We start from the raw sequence: 24,095 nt of genomic DNA on the forward strand, positions 1-24,095 counted from the left end.
TTGAAAGGCGCAAGTACGGTGTGGATCGGGGGAAAAGGTGGAGATTACCTCAAAGCCTTACCTATCGATATTATCAATTATCATTTAGCTTATTTACGTTAAATCAGGCTGCAAGAAGACATTGGCGTATTGGTCAAACAAAGCAGTGCAGAACTTTCTATCTTGGTTACCGAGAAACGTTCCAAGAACAACTGGCGCAATTAATTGCCCAAAAGAACAAAGCTGCTGAAGCAATGAACGGTGATGCAACAAGCGACGGACTGAATGCAATGCTTGGTGATACTGGTGATCTACAGACTCTATTAATTCAAAACATTAAGAGAGGGAATCAATTAAAAGGTTCAACAGAGGAATGGACAAAAGCAGCATCTGATGAATCTAAACGCGTCCTTGAAAACTTTGGCAATGTAATAAAGACTGTATTTGAACCAATTGAAATTCAATTTATGAATTGGGTGGAAAAATTGCCAAAAACAATGAACGTAGCATTTATGAAAGAGGCTAAATTTGTACAAAAAGCTGTTGAATGTATTAAAAAAGAGCAAGTACCTGGTGTTCGAATGAAGCAGAATGTACTTGAAATAGATGGAGAAATAGAAGATGTGATTCGAACTTTAACAACACTGAATACAGATAAGCGTATGCTTGTACAAAAACAAGACATTACACTGTGGGATGAATTGATTGTGGAAGTAGATACTTCTCAAAAGAAAGGGAAAGGGAAACAAAAAAATAAAGTAATTGAAGGACAATTTGAGTTTGATTTATTTGGTTAAATGAGAGGGGAAAATCATGTTTAAGATGCTTCTTATCGCATTAATTTGCTATATATGTTTTGTAGTTTACAAAACAAAAAGAAATATGTTGATAGAAGAGAAAAGTAAAGAAAAAGGACCAGAACCGGTGGAACGACCTGTTTATTGGTGTCCAAGAGAAAATAGGCCTATTGGCAGGGAACAAGAACGTGTTACTGTTCCAACGAGAGAAATTACCTTAGAAAAGGATGTAGCAAATATATATGATTTAGTTGCTGCATCGATTCAAATGAATGTAGGTGAAGAAGAAAAAACGTTAGAACAGAACAAGGACGTTGCAAAGGAAGTGGAGTATGTTGAAGATTTTCACCATACTCCTGCTTCTGAAGCAGTATATAATATCCCTTTTCCTAGCGATGAGGATATACCAGAGGAATTACTAGAATATGAGGAGACATTTCTGGAACTAGAACAGTTGCCGATCCCACAAGAAACAGAGCATATCGTCACTTTTCAACAAGGAATTTCAGGGGTAGATGATATGGATTTTGTAAAATGGATCGCAAAAGTAATAGGGCGAGAACAAGGACTGACACGTGTACTTAATATGTCTAATAACAAGCGTTATTGGATTCATACAGAGGGAGAAATATTACCAGAAAATCAACTGTTGTATATAGAATTACAAATTGATTCATTGTATTCCTATACACTAGTTAGATGGAGTGAAAGATAACTAGGAAATAGCTGAATGTATTTCCTAGTTGTATTTTCTTGGTTAAATAGCATGAAATACAGCATTTTCTCACTCATTTGTACAAGGATAAAATATTTTTTTATTTTTGTACAAATGAGTGGGACAGAATGATTCACCATATAAGGATATTCGACTATAATGAGACATTGTACGTCATTGTAATATTAAAATGTTTTGAGATTCAGGTGATTAACAGTCTTAAAACAGGAGAATTGAGAACTCTTCGTAATATTACAATGCTTTAAATAGATAGCATCAAATCATGAGAAGTGTATGAAGAATTATTTTATCAAAGTAAATAGGAGTGATAATATATGGCAATCGATCATATAAGCAACAACGTAGTAGAAAAATTAGAACAAACGGTGCGCTATGAAAAGAAACAAATCCAGGTATTACGTGTAAGTAAAAGTAGTTCAAATGTACATGCTTACATGATTTTTCCGGAATTCTCAGAGGTTAAAATTTCAAATACCGAACTGGATGAATATATAGAAAACCTGTCAACAAGCGTGAAGTATGTCATTGATCGCAAGTTGAGTCAACAAGAAATTGAAAAACAAAATCATTCTTTCATCATGACGTGTGAAGTCGAGGAAGATGGTGTGATAGATGATGAAACAATTCATTTTAATACGACGTATGTCAAACCACCAACAATTGCAAATAAAGTATTTAAGTTAGTGTGTGGATTAGGCAATCGATTAGATAGCTTAAAAGAATTACATATTACAGTATTAAATAATAATATTAATCGAATTGAAATTGAGTTTTACAATGAAAATGAAACATATGTGGCAGTAGAAAAAGAAGAAATTGCAAATGCAATTATGGGGGCATATACAAAAGCAAATATCTATTATGCAGCAGATCTTTATTATGCAGCAGTAGGAAATGAAATCAAATTAAAGAGCATCAAACCAAAATTAGCGGGTGATGTGTGATGAAACGAGATAAAGGAATGATAGGAGTCTTATGCACGCTTATTTTAATGATTTTATTACTTGTACCCTTACAAGCAGCTCAAGCTTCTGTAAAAGTAGATTTTAATGAATTAAAAGGAAATGATGTTTCGTCATCATTTAAAAATGGACTAAATAATCGAACGAAAACAACAGAGAAAGATGATTCCTTTGGATCATCAATCATACAAAAGATTGAAGGATTGTATGCACCGGCTTTTAAAGTAGGAGTCAATATCTTTTCTATTTCATTCGTATTGGGTGTTATTGTCATGGTTATGGCATTAATTACAAAGAATGGTCAATGGATGAAGTGGGCAACTGGAAGTATGATTTTCTCATTTATCAGCATGATGTCGATGAGACTAAGTGTATACTTCTTGTTTAGTTCCGATGTATTTTCATTTATGAACATCTTTACGGATTTTTTAGACCTGTTTAAAGCAACAGCACTTATTTTCACACCATTTATGTTAATCGCAGGTATTCGTTTAAGAAGAATTCATGAGAGTACGAAACAGCCGGAATATTACCGTTGGGCAAATCGTGTCATAACGGGATCTTGTTTGCTGTGTATGTTAGCCGTACTCGCTCCATGGCTATTTGCTAATATGTAAAGAACCATATGTAAAGATAGAAAAGGTACTGAATCTGCATTCAGTACCTTTTATCTACCCATTAGGTTGTTTCTTTCATATTCTTCAAAGACTTCTTCTGAAATTGGCGATAGTATGCCGCTCAAATACACAGCGGTATATAAAAAGTATTGCTCATCCCTTGTTTTAATTGTATGAGTACCGTGTTCCTCATTGTTTGGAATAATTCGTTCAATTTTGAGTTGTTTTTTATCACAAATGATCTCTTTTACTCTATATAAATTATGTATCGGTAAACGATCAATATACAAACAAAGGTACTCTAGTAGAAATAGAATAACAGTCATTTGTAGAATGAAAGCAATCTTTAATAGAGTTGGTATGGATGCAAATAATACTAGAAATATAGAGACCAAGAAAATATTTAACTTTGAAAACCACTTTTCGTGTTGATTTAAAGAAATAATACTTTTTTTATTCTGAAACACCTGGAACCTCGTTATAAGAAAAATAGTTGCAAAGATTCCTTCATAACTAAACCAGGTTTTCCACTCCGTATCAGTAAGTTCTAGCAATATATATATGATACCGGTAGATACGAGCAGTGGTACCAGCTGTACCAAACTAAATAGTATGGTATGTTCTAACATTCTTTTCTTGTAGATACGATTAGTAATTGAATCCAAGTTTCTTAACTCCTTCTGCAATTTTCATGATGACACCACCAATAAGAAGATGGTATTCGCCAATTCCTTTTTCATTTACGTACCAACACATATAGTGCCGGATACCTTCTTTTGCATCATGGTCATGTAAAGGAAAAGGAGATGCGTATTTTTTAGATGACATATTATTATCACCGAAAGGTACCTGTTCTGCAAGTACAAAACGTTTCTTTGAATCATTTATAATCCAACAACCATAGTTTACTGACCCATACCATATTGCGTCTTTATGGATTGGATCGATAGCAGGTTGTGCTGGATAGCTTTCATCTAGTATTTGTGCTTTTTCTTCACGAAGTCGTTGATGAATATGTGAATTCAATGGATCTTCCGTTCCGATTTCATAGGTTTCCTCAAAATTCCCACACTCATAAGGAATAAGGGGACTATTTGAATCAGCTGCTAATTGTAGACTGCAAGAATCTGATTTTGAAAGATAATATACGCAGTCTTTGCAGGTGAAGTAGTTTGAAAAAGCTGAATCTGTTTTTGGTTCTGGTTCTGTTACGGTATTATCTACTACAAGTTTTAACATATCTATCACAATCCTTTATAGGCTATTTCAAAATTTAATATAGACGTATCATATCATGCTTATTTTTAAATGTAAATATTTTCCATTTAAAAATACCCTAATTTATTTTGAAAGGAATGTTTGTTTTGAAAAGAAATCGAGAATATATTGCTTTGCGAAATTCTATATTAATAGGCTGGTTACTGACATGCATCGTAATAGGCTTATCTATCTATTTTTCTTCTGTTGTTTATTTATTAATCGGATGTTTCATTCTATCGTTAAAATACGGATTAATGGGTACCGTGAAAAATGTGGAAAAACGTTTGCCTACCTGGGCTAACTTTGGCGTCATTGAAAAACCAGTAAATAGAAGGGTGACCAGACCTTTTCAGTTTCGAGGTGGGCTCCTTGTTTCATTAGCATTAGGATTCGTAGAGATGGTGATAAAAGGCCTATGTATCTCATATTTTATTTTAGGATTAGAAACGCATGTATATCGTTTAATGCGCAGAAACGCAAGGGTGTAAAAAAGGGGGGGCTATTATGAAAGTATTAATATTTGAATTAGTTCTCATTGCGATTCTGATTCCGTTGAATATTGTTGTAAAAAAACATGTCCCAAAATGGAAAGGGAAAGCGGGAGAAAAATTAGTAAAACGTATATTAAGTAAATTGGATCCAAAAAGTTACTATGTGTTACATGATGTTACGGTTCATACGGAGTATGGTGATACAACGCAAATTGATCATATTGTTATCGCGGAAACCGGTGTATTTGTTATAGAGACGAAGAACTACGAGGGATGGATCTATGGAAATGAGAAATCTGCAAGGTGGACACAGGGTATTTTTAGAAAAAAATCCTCTTTTCAAAATCCATTTCGACAAAACTATAAACATATAAAAGCAATTGAATGGTTAATAGAACAACAGCTGCCGTGTATCTCTATTGTAGCGTTCCATCCAAAATGCAGTCTAAAAAGAGTAAATGTTCAATCTAAAGATAAACATGTCCTGTATTATAACGATCTACAAAAATGTATTGAATCATATACTGAAACGCAACTAACAAATGATGAGGTCCAGCACATCTACCAAACAATATTGCGAGCGGACATTATGGATAAGGATATCGAAAAGAAACATGTGAAGTATTTACACAATAAGTTTGCAAAACAATAAGAAATGGAGAAAGGAATAATGTTATATGTAATAGGGTTCATTGTAATCTCTGTAGTATCTATTCGTCTTAACATGAAGTATTACAAATTAAAAGGGGATCCAAAAGATTTGGTGAGAAAGAAAAATAAGTGAATTTATTATTATATTATATATAGTGGTGAAAAAGTAAAGGCATCAGTAGAGATGCCTTTTTTGTTTATTATAATTTTTAATGAATCGACTATGTTAATGTAATAATCAATATAATGGCCTAGTGAAGTAGTTGATTAAAGTTGTAAAATTAATCAACTTAATGAAAAAGGATAAAGTGTTTTACCAAACAAGTCTGTTCGAAAAAAGAAGATAGTTATTCATAAATTGTTTGTCTTAGTTTTATAAGATGGAAATGTGAAAAATTGGCTATTCTATGTTCCTAATAACCACTTTTACAACGGAACTATTTATTCTATTACAAATAGTTACTGTAAAAGATGATAAATAAATTCCAAATACTATGAAAAATAATTGGTATAGAAAGTGACCTAGTAAAGCGATATAAAGATGTAGCTAAAATTCCAAGCAGAAAAGCAATGAATGCATCGGTAAATGTTATTGGAAGGTGTAAAATTGAAAAAAGTGCAGCAGATAGACACATACTAATGAAAAGATTGAATTTTTCAAGTAATTTATTAAAGATAATCCCTCTAAATATAGCTTCTTCAGCTATTGCGGTTAATAGAGTCATTCCTATAATGAATAAAGTTTTTTGTGCCCATGTAGCTTCAAAATAATAAGCCGTGGGACTAGTAAGCAGTTTCCAGGTACTAAGAAGGGGGATATTTAATAGCCAGGCGGAAATTATAAATTGTAGTATAATCGCTGTGAAAAATAAAATATAGTTTTTCCACTTTAAAAGAGCAAATAAGTTCCACTCACCCTTTAAATAATGATAGGATGCACTATATAAAAATAAGAATGTTACTATAATAGAATACAAAGAAATTTCAAAGTTAAACCATGTTATAATATTTTCATTTCCTAGGTTTCTTACCAATGTAGTAGTAATCACTATAATAGATGAAGTAATCAGTATAAAAAACACTTGTAACCAAGTGATTTTTTTTTTAGAAGTCATATATGTCCTCTCCTTATTTGATTTTATTATAAAGAGTATTTTGAATTCAATGATTTAAAAATATTTTTTTAGAAGAACTTAATTTTAATTTAGCGTAATCAAAGTAATTATCCTTAATATGAGACTATTGAAATTTAATGTGAATTTTATTACTTAACGTGAAGTTTCATATTACTTTTTTTTTAATGCATTGTCAATATATTATTCTGAATATTAATATAAAACAAAAAAATTTTATTTTTCTGTTGATTTACCCCTAAAATTGGGCTATATTGGAAAATGCCTAGGCGTTATCATTATACAGGAAAGGAGTTGATATATGTGGAACAGAAAAAAATTCTAGATATTAAATTAACTGAGTCTGGAAAAATTAATTATGTAAAAAACCATGATCCCGGTTGTGCAGGAGCAGGATGTGGTGGTTCGACTTCTTGTTTGGGTCCTAAACCAGGAACAATTGGCAAAGACATATGGAAAAAATGTTCTGGATAACAATTAGAAAAAGGGAGGATTCCCTCCCTTTTTCTTTAAAATTCTCTTAGATTAATGAAACCGTGTACCTAAGCACTAATATAGGAGGGGAATAATGGATCATCTAATTCTTAATTATAAACCCATACTAGATAGCTATTGTTTTGTGAAAGAAGAGAGTGAAGAAATAGTTTTTTTTAATAGAGATACATATATAACCCTTAATGGAGATTCTGTTGAGGATATACTTGATTTAATTCCGTTACTATCTGGTGAATTAAGCACAGAACAATTAGCGAAGAAATTGGAATTACCTATCGAATATCTTTGCGAAATAATTAAAGTGCTAGATGAAAATAACATTATAAAGAATTATGATATGCTTGAAAAATATAAATTTATGGATAAAGATTTGCAAAGATATGAAAAGTTCATCTCAAATTTAACAGGTTCTGTATCCAGTGCTTTTGGAGATATAGAAGTTACTCATACAAAAAAAATAGTATTAATGGGAAATAGAGAATTACAGGAGAATTTAAAGAAAGCTTTTGGTACCAAATTTTCATTTTTAGAAATGAGTCAAATTCAAAATGCAAGTCTAATAATAGCAGTCGACTTTTTTGAAAATGAGGACTTATTTAGTGAAGCAAATGAATTATCTAAATCTTATGGAATCCCATTTTTAAGAGCTTTAGTACAAGAGCAATATTATAGTATTGGTCCAATATTTATATTTAGTGAAACTAGTTGTTATAATTGTTTTTTGAGTAGGAAAATTACGAATTGCGAAAATTCTTACCTAAGCTATAAATATCTGAAGAGATATAATAGTGAATGGAATGAAACTCATATTAGTTTAATTCCAGGGACAATAGAGATGTTTAGTTTTCAAATATTAAGTTTTATTATGAAATATTTCTCTAATTGTATGACTTGCGAAATAATTGGAAAAGAATTTACCTATAATGTATTTAGCTTAAATTCGAATTTAAACCCCGTATTAAAAGTTCCAGGATGTTCTAAATGTGGAACTTTTAATAAAAATATAATCAAAGATTTTGTATTAAATAGTTAGGAGTAAAAATTATGGGAATGCAGAATGCTTTAGAATATATTATAAATAAAAATACTGGAATTATACATCATGTAAAGAATAAGATGGATTTCAAACTGCCATTTCCAATGCACATTTATTTTGCATTTAGAAATGAATTAGTTGATGTTAGTGAGGGAGTAAAAATTCGTGGGGATTATAGCGGATTAGGATATAGTTATGACTGTCCTGAATCGGCATTAATATCAGCTGTGGGTGAGGCACTTGAGCGTTATTGTTCATGTTACCTAAATTCAGAGGTTTTAATAAAGGATTCATTTAACTCTTTAGTAAAAAAAAACGTTCATGCTTTGAATCCACTATCAATTACACAGCCGTTGAATGAACAATATCAAGAAACATATCATACTTGTAAAGAAATTGATGGTGAAACCATATTTTATTGGGTTGAAGCAATGGATGAAATCCATAATAAAAAAATACTAGTTCCTGCTAACACAATGTATTTTGATGTTGATAAAGAGTTCTTACTTCCGCATATAAGAGATTCAATTTCTACTGGTTTAGCAACAGGTTCTACAAGGTTACAAGCGATAGAAAACGCAGCATTAGAATGTATAGAAAGAGACGCAATTATGATTACATGGTTGAACCAATTGACAGTTCCATTAATAGATTCTAAGACGATTCCAGATGAAACTGTGCAGTATTATTTGAACGTTGCAAATGAAAAAGGTTTTGAAGTTTTCTTCTTTGAGATAACAACAGATATCAAAGTTCCTACATATTTTGTCTTAATAAGAAATCTCTATAATAATTACCCTTATATACAGGTAGGGGCAAAAGCACATTATGAACCTATTATAGCGTTAAAAGGAGCTCTAATGGAAACGTTAGCAAGTCTAAATTTATTAGCTGATCCTAACCTTGAAATGGCGGAATTTTCGGATATTAAAAACGTGAAAAATATAAGGAGTATCAAGGATCATATGCTTTATTATGCAGCAGGAAACGATAAAGAAGCTTTTGATTTCTTGATTTCGAATTCTGAAAAGCCATTTAATAATTATTCGAAAGTTAATAATTTTGAAGAACTAAAAGAAAATCTCGATAAGATGGAGTTAAATCTTTATTCATATGATTTAACTACAGAAGATATAAATTCTTTAGGTTTATATGTATATAGAGTGTTAATGCCAGAGTTGGCTTTTCTGGAAATAACTTTACCTATGTTAGGTTGCAATAGATTAATAGATGCCCCCAATAATATGGGATATGTTCCAGCGAAAACTTTTAATAAGAATCCACATCCATTCCCGTAAAGAATATATAAAAAGAGGAGGTAATTGTTGTGAATAAATTTGAAGATCATACAAAGCAGTATATATTATCCAGAATGTATGATTGCAATACTCGAGCAACCCCCATGAGCTCATTTGGGATTTCAAAGCATAAAGTATATGACTATTCCACAAAAATAAAAAAACAACATTATTGTATTAAAAGCATTCCTCTTTGTATAGATAAGACTATGATTAAGCAAGAATTTTATCAAGTTTTAAATAGTAGGCAATCTGTTGCAGAATTAGAAATCCGCACAAGAATTGGTTTTAAAACACTTTCAAACTTGCTTCATTTTTCATATGGATATGTTAATCAACAGCATAATGCTACCCCATCTGCAGGGGGGAAATATCCTATAAGTATTTATATAGCGATTTTTAACGTCGAAAATTTAGAACAAGGTATATATTATTATAATAAGGAAGAAAGTACCTTAGAAATGATTAGAAAAGGAAATTTTAGAGAAGTTATTAATAATCTATATGTTGATAATACACATATTCATTCCGCTTCTTTTATTATGTTTCATGTTGCAAATCTTGATCAAACAAGTAGTAAATATGAAGATAGGGGTTATAAATTAATACATTTAGATATGGGGCATCTTTCTCAAAATCTTTATTTATTAAGCAGTGCACAACACTTAGGTATTAGAGCAATTTTTGGAATATATGAAAATAAAGTAAATGATTTTTTAGAAATTGATGGAGAAAACGAATTTGTGTTACTTTCGCATGTTTTCGGAGGAATAAAATACCCTACCCCAATAATAATGGGGACTAAATATAGTGATTTATATTATGAAAATGAGGAAACAGGAAGTGAAGAATAAAGTGCTATGGAAGTTTCTCGTAAATCTGTATAAGAAGCAAAAATATAAACTTATCATATTGTTCTTATTTTCCTGCTTTCTTGCTTTAAATGAAATCGCTTTCCCACTTATTTTAAAATATATTATTGATAATGTTACAATTAGTAATTTGTATGGGTTTGCAATAAAATATGGCTGGATCTTTATTTCTATCATAATTGTTCAATTAATAATAAAATATTATGCTGTAATTTTAGATAATCAAGTTGTAATTGACAGTAATTTAGTATTAAGAAAGAAGATAAATGAAACATTAAAACGATCGGATTATTTTAGATTTATAAATCTTGAAAACAAAAATCTTACGCAGATTATTACATATGATGTTCCACAGTGTCAAGGAATTCTTAATTCTATAATATTTGACCTAATCGTGCAGTGTTTGGTATTTATAAGTACCTTCTTAATTTTAATGGCTCTTAACCTAAAATTAACTTTAATTATTTTGATGATTTTACCAATATATTATGGTGTGTTTTATCTATTTAATAGCAAACTTAATATAATCAATATGCAACTGATAGAACATCGAGATTATTTATCAAATGTAATAGAGAAAATTCAACTTAATTTTAAAAATTATAAAATATATGTAAGAAAAAATGGTTTTGATCAACAATATAACGATAGGGTCGTTAAAATTTCTCAAACTCAATCCAAGAATGCTAAATTAGTTGCAGTTATGAATATTACAATGACTATTCTATTTTGTCTATTAATTGGTTTAATTGCAATAATTGGGTTTTCAGAGGTGAAGAATAACACTTTAAGCATTGGGGCCTTGTCTGCATTTTTAGTTTATACTATGAATTTTTTCTCACCAATTCAAAGAATTATGTCATTGTTTATTGATTTTAAGATTAGTGTAATTTCTATAAAAAGAGTGCATGAATTACTATGTTTGGACTTGGAAGAAAAAAATCATGTTAAGTTAGAAAAAAATATGCAAGGTAATGTGCTTTTTAAAAATGCACAAGTAAAGCTAGGGAATAAAAATATTGTTAGTAATTTTACAGGTGAGATTGTAAGAGGAAAAATTAATTATTTAGTGGGAAGAAATGCATCTGGAAAATCAACGCTAATTTTATCTTTAATTCAATTTATAAAATCTAGTGGAATCTATATAGATAGTTATGAAGTAACAAGATATGATATTGAAATGTTAAGAAAAAACATTAGTGTTGCATTTCAAGAGCCTGAATTTATTGCAGAAAATGTTACCGATCAATTAAACTTAATTGAAGAAAATAATTATAACAAGCTTATAAACCCTGAGAAAAAAATCATAATTGATAAATATGTGAAAGTACTAGTTTCTTTATTAGAACCTAGTAAAACTATTTCAGAATTATCTGGGGGAAAAAAACAACTATTATCTATTATTAGCGTCTTGAAAAGTTATCCGGAAATATTAATTCTGGATGAAGCTTTTTCCAATTTAGATTCTGAAATTAGATACGAGATCAAAAATGTAATGAACAGTTTGAAAGAACATATAACAATTATTGTTGTAGATCATTTTGCAAATCCAGCGCTAGAAGATAATGTGATTAGCCTGGAACAAGAAAAATTTGTACGGGAGGGAAGTATAAGTGAACACACACATAATTTCTGATTTTCCTTCTTTAGTTGGAAAACATTGTTCTTCTACTGCTATTCAAGAAATTATGATGTATTATAAGCAGCCTTTAAGTGAGGCTATGATTTTTGGGATTGGGAGCGGTTTGTTTTTTAGTTATTTTAGTTTTGCAAATAACTATCCAAGGTTATTAATTACTCGTACACCCTATTTTGAAAATAATTTTTTTAATGCTATTAATCATAATTTTAAGTGGTATAGTGGTGAAGTACTGAACGTAGATAAAATAATTAGTTTTTTAGAAAATGATATCCCTATATTAGTAATTTCGGAAACTGGTTATTTGGATTTTTATGGAACTAAAGGAGGAAGAAATGTCGCTGGACATACGTTTACTATTTTAGGTTTTGATATAAGAAAGAAGACTTTCCTTGTATCTGACTTTATATCTAGTGAATATTTTTCATTAAGCCTAATAGATTTAAAAAAAGCAATTAATCAAGCGAAAGTGCCATATGATCGTAAAAATGTTTGGGCACCTGTGTATCCGTTTGTTATCGAAGATATTCGTGAAGCCATGCTGAAAGGTATGTGGAAAAATGCTAATGATATGCTTCAAAATCAAAATGATAATTATGGAATTCTGAACATTAAAAAACTTTCAGCTGAAATACCTTATTGGACTGAATTACCAGAATGGGAAGAATGTTGCCTCCATACTTATATGATGATTGAGAAAATTGGAAGTGGGGGAAGTGGATTTAGAAAGTTATATACAGAATTTTTAATAGAAGCTTCTTCGTATTTCAAAGAAATTGAGCAGTATTCCTGTATTAATAAAATGCAAAAAATCAATAAGTTGTACAAATTACTTGGTAGAAAATTCTTTGTTACAGGCCGAACTAAAGAAAGAAAAAATTTAATTGAAATTCAAAAGTGCTTAGAGGATATATACTTATTAGAAAAAGAATTTTGGGAAACAATATCTTACATCGTTAATAAAACAACTTCCTCCAAGTTAATTCTAAACTCTAGCAATTAAAAGTGGTTCCGAATGTACAAATTCACGTCAAATATTGTTAAGTTATATATGCAATATAAACATTTACGGTTTCTGGTGTTTTATAAAGATTATTTTGGATTAGCTCCATAAACTTTCTTATTTATAGTATTACGTAAGTTTTGAAAACTTCTTTAATAGCATTAAATTATAACTTCTTTACAAAAAGTGTTTAAGAACATAAAAAACTTGAACTATGTAGCAAATAATAATTATAAAGAAATAAAGCAAAAATGAGTTCTGAGCGATACCGAACAAAAACTCAAATATTTAATAAAATAACATGTTTAACTTTTTGAGGTGTGATTATGTATATTTTTATCTTTGCTGTATTTAAAATTTTAGTAAGTTTTATATTATTAGGCTTGATTTTGTTACTCAGTATTTTATGGGTTAAAATAGAAAAAATTCTAAATGACACCTTATTTAAAACACTTCCCAAAAAAGTTAAAAATATAATAATTATATTGTTTGTTATTTTAATAGAGCTCACTATAATATTTATTGTTTCATTAAATTGGAGTGTTCCATTTATTGATGCACTATTTATAGGAAGCCTCGTCCTCTTGTGTTATATTTGGTTAGTACCTTATTTTGTTAATTATCAAGAGAATATTGCTAAAGTTACTGATAAGTATTTTAATGCGGGAGTAGAGATAGGTGAAATCAAAACATTTCAAATGAAAATTTCTACATTCAGTTTAGGGAGTATACTATTTGCTGTAGTAGGTATTATTGTTACTATTTGCTGTTACTATAAATACTTTTTATAGGTGCTCTATTGCAAGGCTACTAATTTCAACTGAATTACAAGGATACACAAAACTTTTATATTTAGAAGACCTGATAAAGAAAATTAGATTTATAAACAAGAATGCAAGTTTTCAGATTCAGTAATGAGCTTTTGATACAAAGAGCTACAGAGAAATTATAATAGGCATCTAAAGCTTAGATATACTGATAACCATTATTGTAGAAATGATGTATGATTAACATAAACAAGTAAACTTGATGTCATCTAATGATTTGTAGAGAATCAACGGCATTTATATTAAAGTATAATGTAAACTGCTATATTTATATTTTATAGTTTACTACAAGAGAAATTAAATCTAATAAAATATTAAGTTAGTAGGGGATAGTTTGGTGGATTTCCACATCATAAATGGAAAATTACACCAATTAATTTCACTAGATGCTAATCTTTTACAAGATAATGTCAGGTGTAAAAATTATTGATATGTGAGTATTGAAAATGCCTTGAAGGATGTAACTTAAAGACCGGTGTATTAGTTTACTGGTTGGAAGGCAAGATATTGTTGTTTTCTAAGGAATTTTCACAATATTTAATGCTAATTGTTCTTATATTATCGGAAGTTAAACGTAACAATAGATGTTAAAGAGTTCCGTTGAATCTTAATTCTATTTGTATATAAATAGAGGGAATGTTATCATATAAAGTAATCCAATACTTAAAAATCATATTGCAAAAGGACACACCTACGCATAACCATAGCGTAGGTGTGTCCTTTTTTGTTTAAGGAGGAAAAAGGTATGGGGAAAACGTTATTTATTGCAGAAAAACCAAAAATGGCCAATGAAATTATAAAATCACTTTGATTCTAACTTTTAAAAGGAACAGACACCCTAAGATACCTGTTTATCCTGCAACAAATATAAATACATAGTACATGAAAAATAATAGAGATAGACTTGCAATTCTGCCAGCAATCGACTCTTTCATAAATTTCATAAGTATAACTTTGACAATTAATGCTAGGAATAACGGTATAAATAGTACCATGGCAAGTTTGATTGCTATGTCATTCATAACTGGACTTAATGGCTCGAAATTAATTATGATATACACCCCATTTACTTATAATTACTATATATTTATAATATAATTTATATTACTTTGTCCATAAGAAAAGACACTCATTTGAGTGCCTTTTCTTCGACTTGATAACCACTTTAAATTTAATAAGATTTATACGAGCTACCATCCAAATATAATCATATCATATTTTCTGAAAAATGAAAGCGGATTCCTTAACTTACTTAATTATTTTGTCCATTACTTCTTTATATTTGTTAAATTGGGCATCTTCCATGTCACCATTCATTTGTAAAAGAAAATTACCTTTTGCGTAAGTATGAGAGAATAACATTTGATTACCGTTACCTAAATCGTCATAGTACTTTTTCGCTTGTTCAAGATCTTGTTTGTTTTTAAACTCAAATATTCTACCACCACTATCTTCTCCTAGTGCTGGTACAAGAATGCGTTTCGCATCTTTTCTAGTATTCCCAAATTCTTTTTCCGGTAGATCACTAGGCTGTTCTGCTTCAAGTCCTGCAGTCTTAAATTCTTCAATTACTTTTCCTACTGTAACATCGCTAGCCACCGATTTGATGCTATCACAGGCTGCTAAACCAAATAATAGCAAAGTACCAATAAGAAATACTGATAATTTTTTTAACATATTTATGCGTTCCTCCTACTGTAGATAAATCCTTCGATATCATAACACAATATACATTTATAAAATGTAATATATTGTCGAATGGATATTTATATGGCAAATTTTTTTCGAATTAGAATAATATCCTTACATTTATGATAAACAATCGTCTTTTCTTTAAATATTAAAACATTAGTTCCGTTACGAGTGGGACAGGGTACTACATTTTAGTATATATTTTAATGCAGCACAAATAAGGATAAAAGCTAAACAGAGTATATTTTTTAATAAAACGGTTATATTGATGTATTGATTAATATAACGGTGAGGTGACATATTTGAGCATAGCTGTAAAAGTAATGAAATACCAAATAGTCTGTCCTGTAAATATAGAATGGAAGACGTTTGAAATATATTTACGTACACTTTCATATCATTTTAGAACTATTGGGAATAGAACTATACAAAAATTGTGGGAATATGATAATCAATCATTGAAGCACTTTAAGGATACTGGCCAATATCCAAGTGCCCAACAATTATATGGGTGTACTCAAAAAACCATAAGTGGATATATTTATGATCAGTTAAAAGAAGAATATCAAGATATTAATAAAGCCAATATGTCCACTACTCTACAGAAGACAATTAAGACCTGGAATAGTAGAAAAAAAGAAATTTGGAGTGGTGAGATGTCCATTCCTTCATTCCGAAACAATTTACCAATTGATATTCATGGAAACTCTATTCAGATAATAAAAGAAAAGAGTGGTGATTATATCGCAAGCGTATCTCTTTTTTCATCAAAATTTATAAAAGAAAACGATTTACCCAATGGTAAAATTTTAGTGAAATTATCGACAAGAAAACAAAATAGTATGAAGGTAATTTTAGATAGAATAATTGATAGTACATATGCCAAAGGCGCTTGCATGCTCCATAAACATAAAAAGAAATGGTATTTATCTATTACTTATAAGTCAAATATAAAAGAAGAACTTAAATTTGATGAAGATTTAATTATGGGCATAGATATGGGGAAAATAAATGTTCTCTATTTTGCGTTTAATAAAGGTTTGGTAAGAGGGGCAATTAGTGGTGAAGAAATTGAGGCTTTTCGAAAAAAAATTGAGCATAGACGTATAAGTTTATTACGCCAAGGTAAGTATTGTAGTGGAAATAGGATAGGGAAAGGCCGTAAAAAACGAATTAAACCAATTGAAGTACTAAATGATAAAATAGCCAAGTTTAGAAATGCTACGAATCATAAGTATGCCAATTATATAGTGCAACAGTGCTTAAAATATAATTGTGGCACTATACAATTAGAGGATTTACAAGGAATAAGTAAAGAACAAACATTCCTAAAAAATTGGACGTATTTTGATTTGCAGGAAAAAATCAAGAATCTGGCAAATCAATATGGGATTAAAGTGGTGAAAATTGACCCATCCTATACAAGTCAACGATGTAGTGAATGTGGGTATATCCATAAAAATAATCGGCAAAATCAATCTACCTTTGAATGTCAGCAATGTAGTTTTAAAGTTCATGCAGACTACAATGCTGCCAAAAACATTTCTGTGTACAATATTGAGAAGGTAATACAAAAACAATTGAAGTTACAAGAAAAATTAAATTTAACAAAATATAAAGAACAGTATATAGAGCAGATGGAAAATATTAATTAAATAATGTAGTAGGAAGTAGTTTGGCGGATTTCCACGCCATAAATGGAGAAGTGATACACGGTAAATTTACCAAGTGTCAACGCCCCGTAAGGTAGTATCGAATGTTAAAAAACATTGATACATAGGCATTCTGAATGCTTTGAAGGATGTAACACAAAGACCGTTACATAATACATTAATTTGCGGATAAAAAAGCAGGATATTGTTGATATATAAGGGATTGTCGCAATATTTATTGTTAATCATCCATATATTATCGAGATAAAACATAACAATAGATGTATTGAAATGCGGACAGCCAAGTAACCATATGAGTAGGAATCTTAGGAAAAACATAATAATAGATGTATTGAAATGCGTCCTCTTTTTATATAAAAGGAGGAACCTGGTAGGTAAAACATAATAATAGATGTATTGAAATACTTATTAATAAGTCGGTTAGGACCCTCTATTTAGGGTTTAACAAACTAATAGATGTATTTAAAAAGATAACAAATCATTAAGAAACCCTGGGTGCAGGAGTGTGAATTATTAAATTTTCGGCGGATTTCCACGCCATAAATGGAGAAGTGATACACGGTAAATTTACCAGGTGTATACGCTCCATAAGGTAGTATCGAATGTTAAAAAACATTGATACAAAGGCATCCTGAATGCTTTGAAGGGTGTAACACAAAGACCGTTACATAATACATTAATTTGCTGGTAAAAAAGCAGGATATTGTTGATATACAAGGGATTGTCGCAATATTCGTTATTAATCATCTATCTATTATCGGGGTTAAAACATAACAATAGATGTATTGAAATTGGGGAAATGCTCGGCACTTCACAAAATCATTGCGAAGTTTAAACAACCTGATAGATATTTAGGAGTCTCATTGAACATTGATTCGATTTGTATATAAATAGAGTAAATGTTATTATATAAGTAATCCAATACTGAAAAAATCATATTGCAAAAGGACACACCTACGCATAACCATAGCGTAGGTGTGTCCTTTTTTTGCTTAAGGAGGAAAAAGTTATGGGGAAAACATTATTTATTGCCGAAAAACCAAAAGTGGCCAATGAAATTATGAAATCGCCACGATTCCGTCACTCACAAAAGTACATTGGTAGCAAACCTTATTATGGTTATTATGAAAATGAACATTATATTGTCAGTTGGTGCCGTGGGCATCTGCTGGAATTAAAAAATCCAGAAGAGATGGATCCAAAGTACAAAGTGTTTAGTTTAGAACACTTACCTTTAATTTATGAGCCAGCTTATAAGGTGAAACAAGAGAATGCTGAACAATTACAAATCCTTGTTAAACTGCTGCAACGCCCTGATGTTGACCATGCGGTGAACATTTGTGACGCGGACCGCGAGGGAGAGTTAATTTATAGGGAAGTATATGAATTTGCAGGTGTGAATAAAAAGCAATCTCGTGTATATAAATCCTCTTTTGAAGCGGCAGAATTAGAGACAGCTCTCAATCGATTAGAAAGTGCGTCTAAATACGATGGACTCGCGTATTCTGCTAAAGCAAGGCAGTATCTGGATTATCTATTAGGGATGAATATAACCAGGGGATGTACCACAAAATTAGCACAAAATAAGTTCTTATTGTCATCCGGCCGTGTACAAATGTGTTTATTAAATGAGATACGCCAACGCGAATTAGCAATTGAAAACTATAAAGAACAATCTTATTATCATCTGCAGCTAATAACAGATTTAGGACTTAAACCGGTTATGAAAACAGAAGACCAAGTGTTAAACCCATCGCCATTAAGAAGTTTAGGAGAAGATTTAAAAGGACAATATCTTGTAGTAGAAGAGTTTAAAGAGGGAACCAGGAAGAAGAATCCTAAATTACTATATAACTTAACAGACCTGTATAAAGATGCTCATGCGCAATTACAAATTAATGCTGAAACTTCCAGAAAACACATTCAAACTTTGTATGAAGAAGGTTTCATAACCTACCCTCGCTCATCTTCTAGGCATTTACCTACAGAACAAGTGGACCGTGTAAAAGGTGTTATGCAGGCACTAGCTAAGAGTCAGTATTCTTTACTGGTACAATCCGTCGACATTGAAGCAATTGATGTGAAACATAAAACGTTCAATGATGAGCTTGTATCAAGCCATTTTGCTATTATACCGACGACTAAACAATATCAAGAGGAAGGTCGTCCAGAGATTGAAAAACAACTATATAGCCTCGTGGTAAAACGTTTTGTGGGTAATTTCATGCGTCCTGCAGTATACCTGGTAAGAGAAGTATCGCTTATTGACGCGATGGGAAATAACTATCAAACAAAAGAAAGTGTACTTCGAGAAAAAGGGTTTCTAGAAGTGTTTCAAGAGGAAATAGAGGAAGAAAGTGTGGAAGTATTTAAAATTCCTATCATGCAGAAAGGACAGGAACTTCAAATTTGCGATTTTGAGTTACAGGAATCCAAAACAAAGAAACCAGCTCTACACACAGAAAGCTCAATTCTGACTTTCATGGAAACAGCAGGACGGAAAATTGACGATGAACATTTAAAGGAATTAATGAAGGGGAAAAGAATTGGAACCGTTGCAACCGAAGCAACCTTTATTCCAGCTTTACATGAGAAGAACTATATAGCCATTGAAAAAGGGAAAATTACTACGACTCCAATTGGCCGTGCCTTTATTGAACAATTTCCTGTTCAGCAAATTAAAGATCCACTATACACAGCTGAAATGGAAGGAATGATACACCGTATTGAAAAAAATGAAATGAGTTATGAGGACTTCATTGCCCAAACAAATACATTTGTACAAAAAATAACACAAGAGATTATAAGAATACCTGACACGGTTTCGCACAACCTAATAGAGACCTGGAAGCAACAAATAGAAGTCTGCCAATGTCCTTGTGGAAATGGAATAATTTTAGATAGAGGGAAATTTTTCGGGTGTAGCAATCATCCAAACTGTAACATTGGATTACCCAAAAGAATAAAAGAAAAAACAATTCCTGCAGCACAAATTAAAAAACTGTTTGAAGAAAATAAAACGGACATTATAAAAGGTTTTAAATCTAATGGCAAAGAGTTTTCTGCTTATCTAGCATTTGTTAACGGTGAAGTCAGCTTTAATCTACCTTCAGTTGAAGAATTATCGCTAGGTCAGTGTCCAAAGTGTCAAAAAGGACAAATCCTAAACCGTAAAACGTTTTTTGGGTGCTCAGAATATCAAAACGGATGCGATTTTATGTTGCCGGCTAAAATTAAAGGCAAGAAATTATCCGATAGCCAGATTAAAAAGCTAGTTAATAACAATGTAACAGACTTCATTAGTGGTTTTAGTGGGGGAAAAGGAGAATTCACAGCTGCGATTCGATTAAACCCGGATCTTAGTATTTGTTTTGAATTTCCAACTACAGATGATCGTACAGTAGGTAAATGTCCATTATGCCAGAGTAGAGTCATAATAGGGAAAACAAACTATCTATGCGAACAATACAAGAAGGGCTGTGATTTCATTGTTTCAGGAATGATACTTGAAAAAAGAATTACAGCTAGTCAAATAAAAAAATTATTAGAAAAGAATATGACGGATACAATAAAAGGATTTATATCGAAAAAAACAGGAAAATCATTCGATGCGAAATTAACATATGACTCTTCACAGAAGAGAGTCTCGTTTATATATGAGAAGAAGAAATAATATCGCAAAATCTTAAATTTCATATATAAAATTAATTAGAACTATGATATGATAAAAGTAACAAAATACTTCTAAAACTATCTTGCAAAAGGACACACCTACGCATACATATGCCATAGGTGTGTCCTTTTTTATTTGTTTTTGAAATTTCAAGACTCAAAAGGGGGATATATATTGTGTACCACTAGTATAGCATCTACTAATGTTTCTTTTGAAAAATTGAAAAGTCAGGAAGAGAATGAAGAAAATATAGTTTCAATATGTCCAAGTTGTAAGAAACGCTCATTTAGAGCGCTTTATAATGATTATCCAAAATGGATACAGTTTTGCCTATGTTGTAATTATCGAGAAGTAAATACAATAGAGAGTCCGTTTGTTTTTTAGATGCGGCTATTCACGTATTTTGATTAGGAGGAAGAAATTTCGATATGAAAATATGGATTAAGGCTATTTGTATAACATCATTCGTATTTCAAATGGCAGCATGTAGCAATTCAACGCAAACAAAAAATGATTCAAGACCTGCCCAAGCAGTACAAAACGGTATACAACAGCACGTGGAAGGGAAAGGTATTGTTGATATTCCAGAAGCTTATAAGGGGAAAATAAAAGGCTTAGAGACTGTTAAAGGGAAGATATTACATATAAAGGACGGAGATACGATAGACGTGAACGTAAAGGGTCAGAAACAGACGGTAAGGTTACTGTTATTGGATACTCCTGAGTCTGTATCTCAAAAAATCCCACCACAAAAGATGGGAAAAGAAGCCTCTTCCTTTTTAAAGAAACAGCTAGAAGGGAAAAGTGTCACTTTGGTTTATGATCGGGGACAAAAAGAAGACAAATACGGTAGGAAATTGGCTTATGTATTTTGTAACGGAATACATATTAATGAATTAATGGTCAAGTCTGGTTATGGGATTATAGCCTATATTTCTAGACCTAATACTACATTTCTACCTGAAATGCTAGAAGCAGAAAAAAAAGCAAAAGAATTAAAGGCTGGTGTGTGGAGCATTAAAGGATTTGTAGATGAAAAGAATCGGCATTATAACCGTAATGATGCAGCTTAATATCAATACTTATTCCAAAAGGAGGTTTCTTGAATGAATGGAAACAAAAGAAACATGCTCTTATCTTTTTTTATTTCTACTTTCTTTATTTTTTTGAGTCTATTTTCATTTAGCGGTAATGAATATGTGTATGTTATATCAAAAATTGGAGCTGCAGCTGGTGTGATAAATATTGTCATAATGAGTGTGTTCTTGTATTTTCAAAGCAAAAAAATGAGACATCTCTTAAATTAATACAGCAAAAGCGCTTGTTTTCCTTACTCGTATATAACAGAAAAGGGTAAGGAAAACCGAAAGGGGAATGTTTTAGATGAGTCAAATACCAGGGTTCTTGAAGTTTGTTTTAGCAAAGGAAAGACGATATGTATATTTGGCTGTAGCAGAAAAGAAAAACAAACGAGTGAAAACACATATTGTATATAGATTCGGTCCACTAGAAACAGCATTAGAAACTATGTACGGAATGCGTGATGATTTTGAGAATTGCTTTCCACCAGAGTTGAAAGATAAGGGGTATGACTGGGAAGATCTAAATGATTGGATACTATCCATTGAAACCGGTTATTCCAAATACGGAAATAAGTTAGTGACATTCTAAATAGATAATTGAGATAATATCACATCCTTATTATAAAACCTTCAATGCAACTAAAATCGTGTGAGGAGAACATAAAATGGAATGGATTCGTAAGTACCACATTGCAATTGCTTGGACGATAGCTACTAGTGCAATGTTAATTAGTTTGTTTTTTAGTGAATGGATGAAGCTGCCGCCATGTGATTTGTGCTGGTACCAAAGAATGGCCATGTATCCATTAGTATTAATACTGGGGATAGGAATGTATAGAAAAGATCCGCACGTCAGCACGTATGCATTTCCATTTGCGTGTATCGGTTTAATGTTATCTGTCTATCAAATTACAATTCAAGCGTTTCCTATTAGTGAGATGAAGACTTGTTCAGTAGGAGTTTCTTGTACAGAGGATTACTTAAATTTATTCGGATTCATCTCAATACCTATGCTATCTTTTATTGGATTTTTAGCCATCATAATACTTCTATATATTAAATCTGATACAGAGACAAAAGAACAAACAATATAGTGGTTATGAACAATGTACTCAAGTAAAAAAACATACTTAAAAATAGATAATTAAAACAAAAAGAAATTATAAAAGGAGAAATTAAAATGACAACTATTCAAGCAAGTAATGAAATGTACAAAATCCCAGAGGCGGATGTAGAATTATTAAAGATTATGGCTCATCCAGTTAGATTACAAATTGTGAAGGAGCTAGAACACCGCAAAATTTGTAATGTAACACAATTAACAGAGCTATTAGATGTCCCTCAATCAACTGTATCTCAGCATTTATCTAAGATGCGTGGCAAGATTCTCCGCTCCGAAAGAAGAGGATTAGAGATGTACTATCATATTGCAAATTCCAAAGCATGTCAGATTGTTAGTGTACTAGGTTTATAAATACCTCAAATTAAATAGCGGATTATGAAATTAAAAATAAAATAAGGGCAGCCTAGCATAGCTGCCCTTATTTTATTTGTGATTTTGCATATATTTGTGCGCATTTAGTATAGCAAACATTAATCTTTGCTATCAACCTTCAATATTTTTTGTTTCTCAATATGTTTAGTATGCTTTTATTTTATAATAAACTTAATTCTTTTTATTTATCTATATTTCCTGGGGTGAATCCTTTTACTAAGGATTCCTTTTTTTATTTTTACAACTTCTTAAATTAACAAAATTCAATTTTAAGCAGATTTTTATTTATAAAGAAACCGTTGAAATAGCTTGTTTATAAAGGAATTGTTGCTTTCCGTTACTGGAGACTAGCACTGAAAATTTATCAACAGCAATAATGACTCCAGGTACTCTTACTCCGTTTATTAAAAATATCGTTACTACTCTTTGTTCCTCTATTAATTTCTTATAAAAATCTTCTTGTGTATGCATTAATAGTTGCGCCTCCTCTCTAAATGTCCCAATCTTTTTAACTCATTCTAATAAATGTATAAGGAATGGTGTAATTATATTTTTTTATAACATATACACTTGAACGGTTATTTTCTTGAAGGAATAAAACCACAAATTTTTTAATTTATTCTAATACATATTCATGTAGGTCTTCTTTATCAAAATACAACATTATACAACATTCTTGTTTTA

At 30.9% G+C, this 24,095-nt stretch carries 25 protein-coding genes and 1 pseudogene; 20 read left to right on the forward strand and 6 right to left on the reverse strand.

The window, feature by feature from the left end; genetic code table 11:
• Positions 1–59: 59 nt before the first annotated feature.
• From ACTFRN_RS20375 to ACTFRN_RS20390, 4 genes and pseudogenes are all read left to right on the forward strand, one after another.
• Positions 60–776 (forward strand): annotated as a pseudogene (locus ACTFRN_RS20375) (hypothetical protein); the annotation flags it as partial.
• Between the two features lie 16 nt (positions 777–792).
• Entirely contained in the window at positions 793–1,491 is a 699-nt protein-coding gene (locus tag ACTFRN_RS20380; RefSeq protein WP_046648633.1) for a hypothetical protein, read from the forward strand.
• Positions 1,492–1,826: 335 nt separating this feature from the next.
• Entirely contained in the window at positions 1,827–2,456 is a 630-nt protein-coding gene (locus tag ACTFRN_RS20385; protein ID WP_046648635.1) for a hypothetical protein, read from the forward strand.
• Positions 2,456–3,091, forward strand: coding sequence for a hypothetical protein (locus ACTFRN_RS20390; protein ID WP_000817512.1), 636 nt, complete (start codon positions 2,456–2,458; stop codon positions 3,089–3,091). The genes ACTFRN_RS20385 and ACTFRN_RS20390 overlap by 1 nt, the downstream gene beginning before the upstream one ends.
• Positions 3,092–3,141: 50 nt before the next feature.
• Here ACTFRN_RS20390 and ACTFRN_RS20395 read toward each other — a convergent pair whose 3' ends face one another.
• Positions 3,142–3,720, reverse strand: a complete 579-nt coding sequence (locus ACTFRN_RS20395) for a hypothetical protein (protein WP_003305759.1) — start codon at positions 3,718–3,720, stop codon at positions 3,142–3,144.
• Between the two features lie 19 nt (positions 3,721–3,739).
• The gene (locus ACTFRN_RS20400) at positions 3,740–4,330 is read right to left on the reverse strand and encodes a hypothetical protein (protein WP_046648638.1); all 591 of its coding nucleotides are present in this window, start codon (positions 4,328–4,330) and stop codon (positions 3,740–3,742) included.
• A gap of 125 nt (positions 4,331–4,455) precedes the next feature.
• On the opposite strand from ACTFRN_RS20400, the gene ACTFRN_RS20405 reads away from it, so the two are divergent.
• Positions 4,456–4,839, forward strand: coding sequence for a hypothetical protein (locus ACTFRN_RS20405; protein WP_071713414.1), 384 nt, complete (start codon positions 4,456–4,458; stop codon positions 4,837–4,839).
• Positions 4,840–4,855: 16 nt separating this feature from the next.
• A complete protein-coding gene (locus tag ACTFRN_RS20410; RefSeq protein ID WP_000866032.1) occupies positions 4,856–5,494 on the forward strand; it encodes a nuclease-related domain-containing protein in 639 nt (212 codons plus the stop codon).
• Between the two features lie 448 nt (positions 5,495–5,942).
• Here the strand turns inward: ACTFRN_RS20410 and ACTFRN_RS20415 are convergent, their stop codons facing one another.
• Positions 5,943–6,608, reverse strand: coding sequence for a CPBP family intramembrane glutamic endopeptidase (locus ACTFRN_RS20415; RefSeq protein ID WP_046648641.1), 666 nt, complete (start codon positions 6,606–6,608; stop codon positions 5,943–5,945).
• A 321-nt stretch (positions 6,609–6,929) separates the two neighbouring features.
• Here ACTFRN_RS20415 and ACTFRN_RS20420 point away from each other — a divergent pair, with 321 nt between their 5' ends.
• From ACTFRN_RS20420 to ACTFRN_RS20450, 7 genes are all read left to right on the forward strand, one after another.
• On the forward strand, positions 6,930–7,100 hold the full coding sequence (locus ACTFRN_RS20420; protein ID WP_162837638.1) for a hypothetical protein: 171 nt from the start codon (positions 6,930–6,932) through the stop codon (positions 7,098–7,100).
• A gap of 94 nt (positions 7,101–7,194) precedes the next feature.
• Positions 7,195–8,154, forward strand: coding sequence for a hypothetical protein (locus tag ACTFRN_RS20425; RefSeq protein WP_046648643.1), 960 nt, complete (start codon positions 7,195–7,197; stop codon positions 8,152–8,154).
• Between the two features lie 11 nt (positions 8,155–8,165).
• Positions 8,166–9,455, forward strand: coding sequence for a YcaO-like family protein (locus ACTFRN_RS20430; RefSeq protein WP_046648645.1), 1,290 nt, complete (start codon positions 8,166–8,168; stop codon positions 9,453–9,455).
• Positions 9,456–9,484: 29 nt separating this feature from the next.
• On the forward strand, positions 9,485–10,309 hold the full coding sequence (locus ACTFRN_RS20435; RefSeq protein WP_046648647.1) for a SagB/ThcOx family dehydrogenase: 825 nt from the start codon (positions 9,485–9,487) through the stop codon (positions 10,307–10,309).
• A complete protein-coding gene (locus ACTFRN_RS20440) occupies positions 10,299–11,963 on the forward strand; it encodes an ABC transporter transmembrane domain-containing protein (protein ID WP_046648680.1) in 1,665 nt (554 codons plus the stop codon). The genes ACTFRN_RS20435 and ACTFRN_RS20440 overlap by 11 nt, the downstream gene beginning before the upstream one ends.
• Positions 11,941–12,969, forward strand: a complete 1,029-nt coding sequence (locus tag ACTFRN_RS20445; protein ID WP_046648648.1) for a BtrH N-terminal domain-containing protein — start codon at positions 11,941–11,943, stop codon at positions 12,967–12,969. The genes ACTFRN_RS20440 and ACTFRN_RS20445 overlap by 23 nt, the downstream gene beginning before the upstream one ends.
• Positions 12,970–13,295: 326 nt before the next feature.
• The gene (locus ACTFRN_RS20450) at positions 13,296–13,760 is read left to right on the forward strand and encodes a hypothetical protein (protein ID WP_225991071.1); all 465 of its coding nucleotides are present in this window, start codon (positions 13,296–13,298) and stop codon (positions 13,758–13,760) included.
• 887 nt (positions 13,761–14,647) lie between these two features.
• On the opposite strand, the gene ACTFRN_RS20455 is transcribed toward ACTFRN_RS20450, so the two are convergent.
• Together ACTFRN_RS20455 and ACTFRN_RS20460 are read right to left on the reverse strand one after the other, a co-directional pair.
• Positions 14,648–14,857 carry a hypothetical protein gene (locus ACTFRN_RS20455; protein WP_071713415.1) on the reverse strand — a complete coding sequence of 70 codons (210 nt, stop codon included), beginning with the start codon at positions 14,855–14,857 and terminating at the stop codon, positions 14,648–14,650.
• A gap of 187 nt (positions 14,858–15,044) precedes the next feature.
• Positions 15,045–15,473 carry a hypothetical protein gene (locus tag ACTFRN_RS20460; RefSeq protein ID WP_046648649.1) on the reverse strand — a complete coding sequence of 143 codons (429 nt, stop codon included), beginning with the start codon at positions 15,471–15,473 and terminating at the stop codon, positions 15,045–15,047.
• A gap of 308 nt (positions 15,474–15,781) precedes the next feature.
• Between ACTFRN_RS20460 and ACTFRN_RS20465 the strand changes: the two genes are divergently transcribed.
• From ACTFRN_RS20465 to ACTFRN_RS20495, 7 genes are all read left to right on the forward strand, one after another.
• Positions 15,782–17,143, forward strand: a complete 1,362-nt coding sequence (locus tag ACTFRN_RS20465) for an RNA-guided endonuclease TnpB family protein (protein ID WP_080344570.1) — start codon at positions 15,782–15,784, stop codon at positions 17,141–17,143.
• 1,027 nt (positions 17,144–18,170) lie between these two features.
• Positions 18,171–20,834 carry a type IA DNA topoisomerase gene (locus tag ACTFRN_RS20470; protein ID WP_046648653.1) on the forward strand — a complete coding sequence of 888 codons (2,664 nt, stop codon included), beginning with the start codon at positions 18,171–18,173 and terminating at the stop codon, positions 20,832–20,834.
• 428 nt (positions 20,835–21,262) lie between these two features.
• The gene (locus tag ACTFRN_RS20475) at positions 21,263–21,907 is read left to right on the forward strand and encodes a thermonuclease family protein (protein ID WP_000708129.1); all 645 of its coding nucleotides are present in this window, start codon (positions 21,263–21,265) and stop codon (positions 21,905–21,907) included.
• A gap of 33 nt (positions 21,908–21,940) precedes the next feature.
• Positions 21,941–22,141, forward strand: coding sequence for a hypothetical protein (locus tag ACTFRN_RS20480; RefSeq protein ID WP_044797021.1), 201 nt, complete (start codon positions 21,941–21,943; stop codon positions 22,139–22,141).
• 76 nt (positions 22,142–22,217) lie between these two features.
• Positions 22,218–22,505: a hypothetical protein gene (locus ACTFRN_RS20485; protein WP_000078380.1), complete on the forward strand. Its 288-nt coding sequence runs from the start codon at positions 22,218–22,220 to the stop codon at positions 22,503–22,505.
• Between the two features lie 76 nt (positions 22,506–22,581).
• Entirely contained in the window at positions 22,582–23,010 is a 429-nt protein-coding gene (locus ACTFRN_RS20490) for a disulfide oxidoreductase (RefSeq protein WP_046648657.1), read from the forward strand.
• A gap of 86 nt (positions 23,011–23,096) precedes the next feature.
• Entirely contained in the window at positions 23,097–23,390 is a 294-nt protein-coding gene (locus ACTFRN_RS20495) for an ArsR/SmtB family transcription factor (RefSeq protein WP_000207870.1), read from the forward strand.
• 306 nt (positions 23,391–23,696) lie between these two features.
• Here the strand turns inward: ACTFRN_RS20495 and hfq are convergent, their stop codons facing one another.
• Complete coding sequence (gene hfq / locus ACTFRN_RS20500) at positions 23,697–23,882, reverse strand: RNA chaperone Hfq (protein WP_046648658.1); 186 nt, start codon at positions 23,880–23,882, stop codon at positions 23,697–23,699.
• Positions 23,883–24,095 lie beyond the last annotated feature (213 nt).

The sequence above is a fragment of the Bacillus cereus group sp. MYBK245-2 genome, assembly GCF_051916145.1.
Lineage (GTDB): Bacteria > Bacillota > Bacilli > Bacillales > Bacillaceae_G > Bacillus_A > Bacillus_A pacificus.

Excerpts from the sequence above, each read along its gene's own strand:
- ACTFRN_RS20450 (WP_225991071.1), top strand. The coding sequence starts at position 13,296 with ATGTATATTTTTATCTTTGCTGTATTTAAAATTTTAGTAAGTTTTATA.
- ACTFRN_RS20485 (WP_000078380.1), top strand. The coding sequence starts at position 22,218 with ATGAGTCAAATACCAGGGTTCTTGAAGTTTGTTTTAGCAAAGGAAAGA.
- ACTFRN_RS20475 (WP_000708129.1), top strand. The coding sequence starts at position 21,263 with ATGAAAATATGGATTAAGGCTATTTGTATAACATCATTCGTATTTCAA.
- hfq (WP_046648658.1), bottom strand. The coding sequence starts at position 23,882 with ATGCATACACAAGAAGATTTTTATAAGAAATTAATAGAGGAACAAAGA.
- ACTFRN_RS20495 (WP_000207870.1), top strand. The coding sequence starts at position 23,097 with ATGACAACTATTCAAGCAAGTAATGAAATGTACAAAATCCCAGAGGCG.
- ACTFRN_RS20385 (WP_046648635.1), top strand. The coding sequence starts at position 1,827 with ATGGCAATCGATCATATAAGCAACAACGTAGTAGAAAAATTAGAACAA.
- ACTFRN_RS20390 (WP_000817512.1), top strand. The coding sequence starts at position 2,456 with ATGAAACGAGATAAAGGAATGATAGGAGTCTTATGCACGCTTATTTTA.
- ACTFRN_RS20430 (WP_046648645.1), top strand. The coding sequence starts at position 8,166 with ATGGGAATGCAGAATGCTTTAGAATATATTATAAATAAAAATACTGGA.
- ACTFRN_RS20395 (WP_003305759.1), bottom strand. The coding sequence starts at position 3,720 with ATGTTAGAACATACCATACTATTTAGTTTGGTACAGCTGGTACCACTG.
- ACTFRN_RS20380 (WP_046648633.1), top strand. The coding sequence starts at position 793 with ATGTTTAAGATGCTTCTTATCGCATTAATTTGCTATATATGTTTTGTA.
- ACTFRN_RS20490 (WP_046648657.1), top strand. The coding sequence starts at position 22,582 with ATGGAATGGATTCGTAAGTACCACATTGCAATTGCTTGGACGATAGCT.
- ACTFRN_RS20480 (WP_044797021.1), top strand. The coding sequence starts at position 21,941 with ATGAATGGAAACAAAAGAAACATGCTCTTATCTTTTTTTATTTCTACT.
- ACTFRN_RS20425 (WP_046648643.1), top strand. The coding sequence starts at position 7,195 with ATGGATCATCTAATTCTTAATTATAAACCCATACTAGATAGCTATTGT.
- ACTFRN_RS20400 (WP_046648638.1), bottom strand. The coding sequence starts at position 4,330 with ATGTTAAAACTTGTAGTAGATAATACCGTAACAGAACCAGAACCAAAA.
- ACTFRN_RS20415 (WP_046648641.1), bottom strand. The coding sequence starts at position 6,608 with ATGACTTCTAAAAAAAAAATCACTTGGTTACAAGTGTTTTTTATACTG.
- ACTFRN_RS20470 (WP_046648653.1), top strand. The coding sequence starts at position 18,171 with ATGGGGAAAACATTATTTATTGCCGAAAAACCAAAAGTGGCCAATGAA.
- ACTFRN_RS20460 (WP_046648649.1), bottom strand. The coding sequence starts at position 15,473 with ATGTTAAAAAAATTATCAGTATTTCTTATTGGTACTTTGCTATTATTT.
- ACTFRN_RS20410 (WP_000866032.1), top strand. The coding sequence starts at position 4,856 with ATGAAAGTATTAATATTTGAATTAGTTCTCATTGCGATTCTGATTCCG.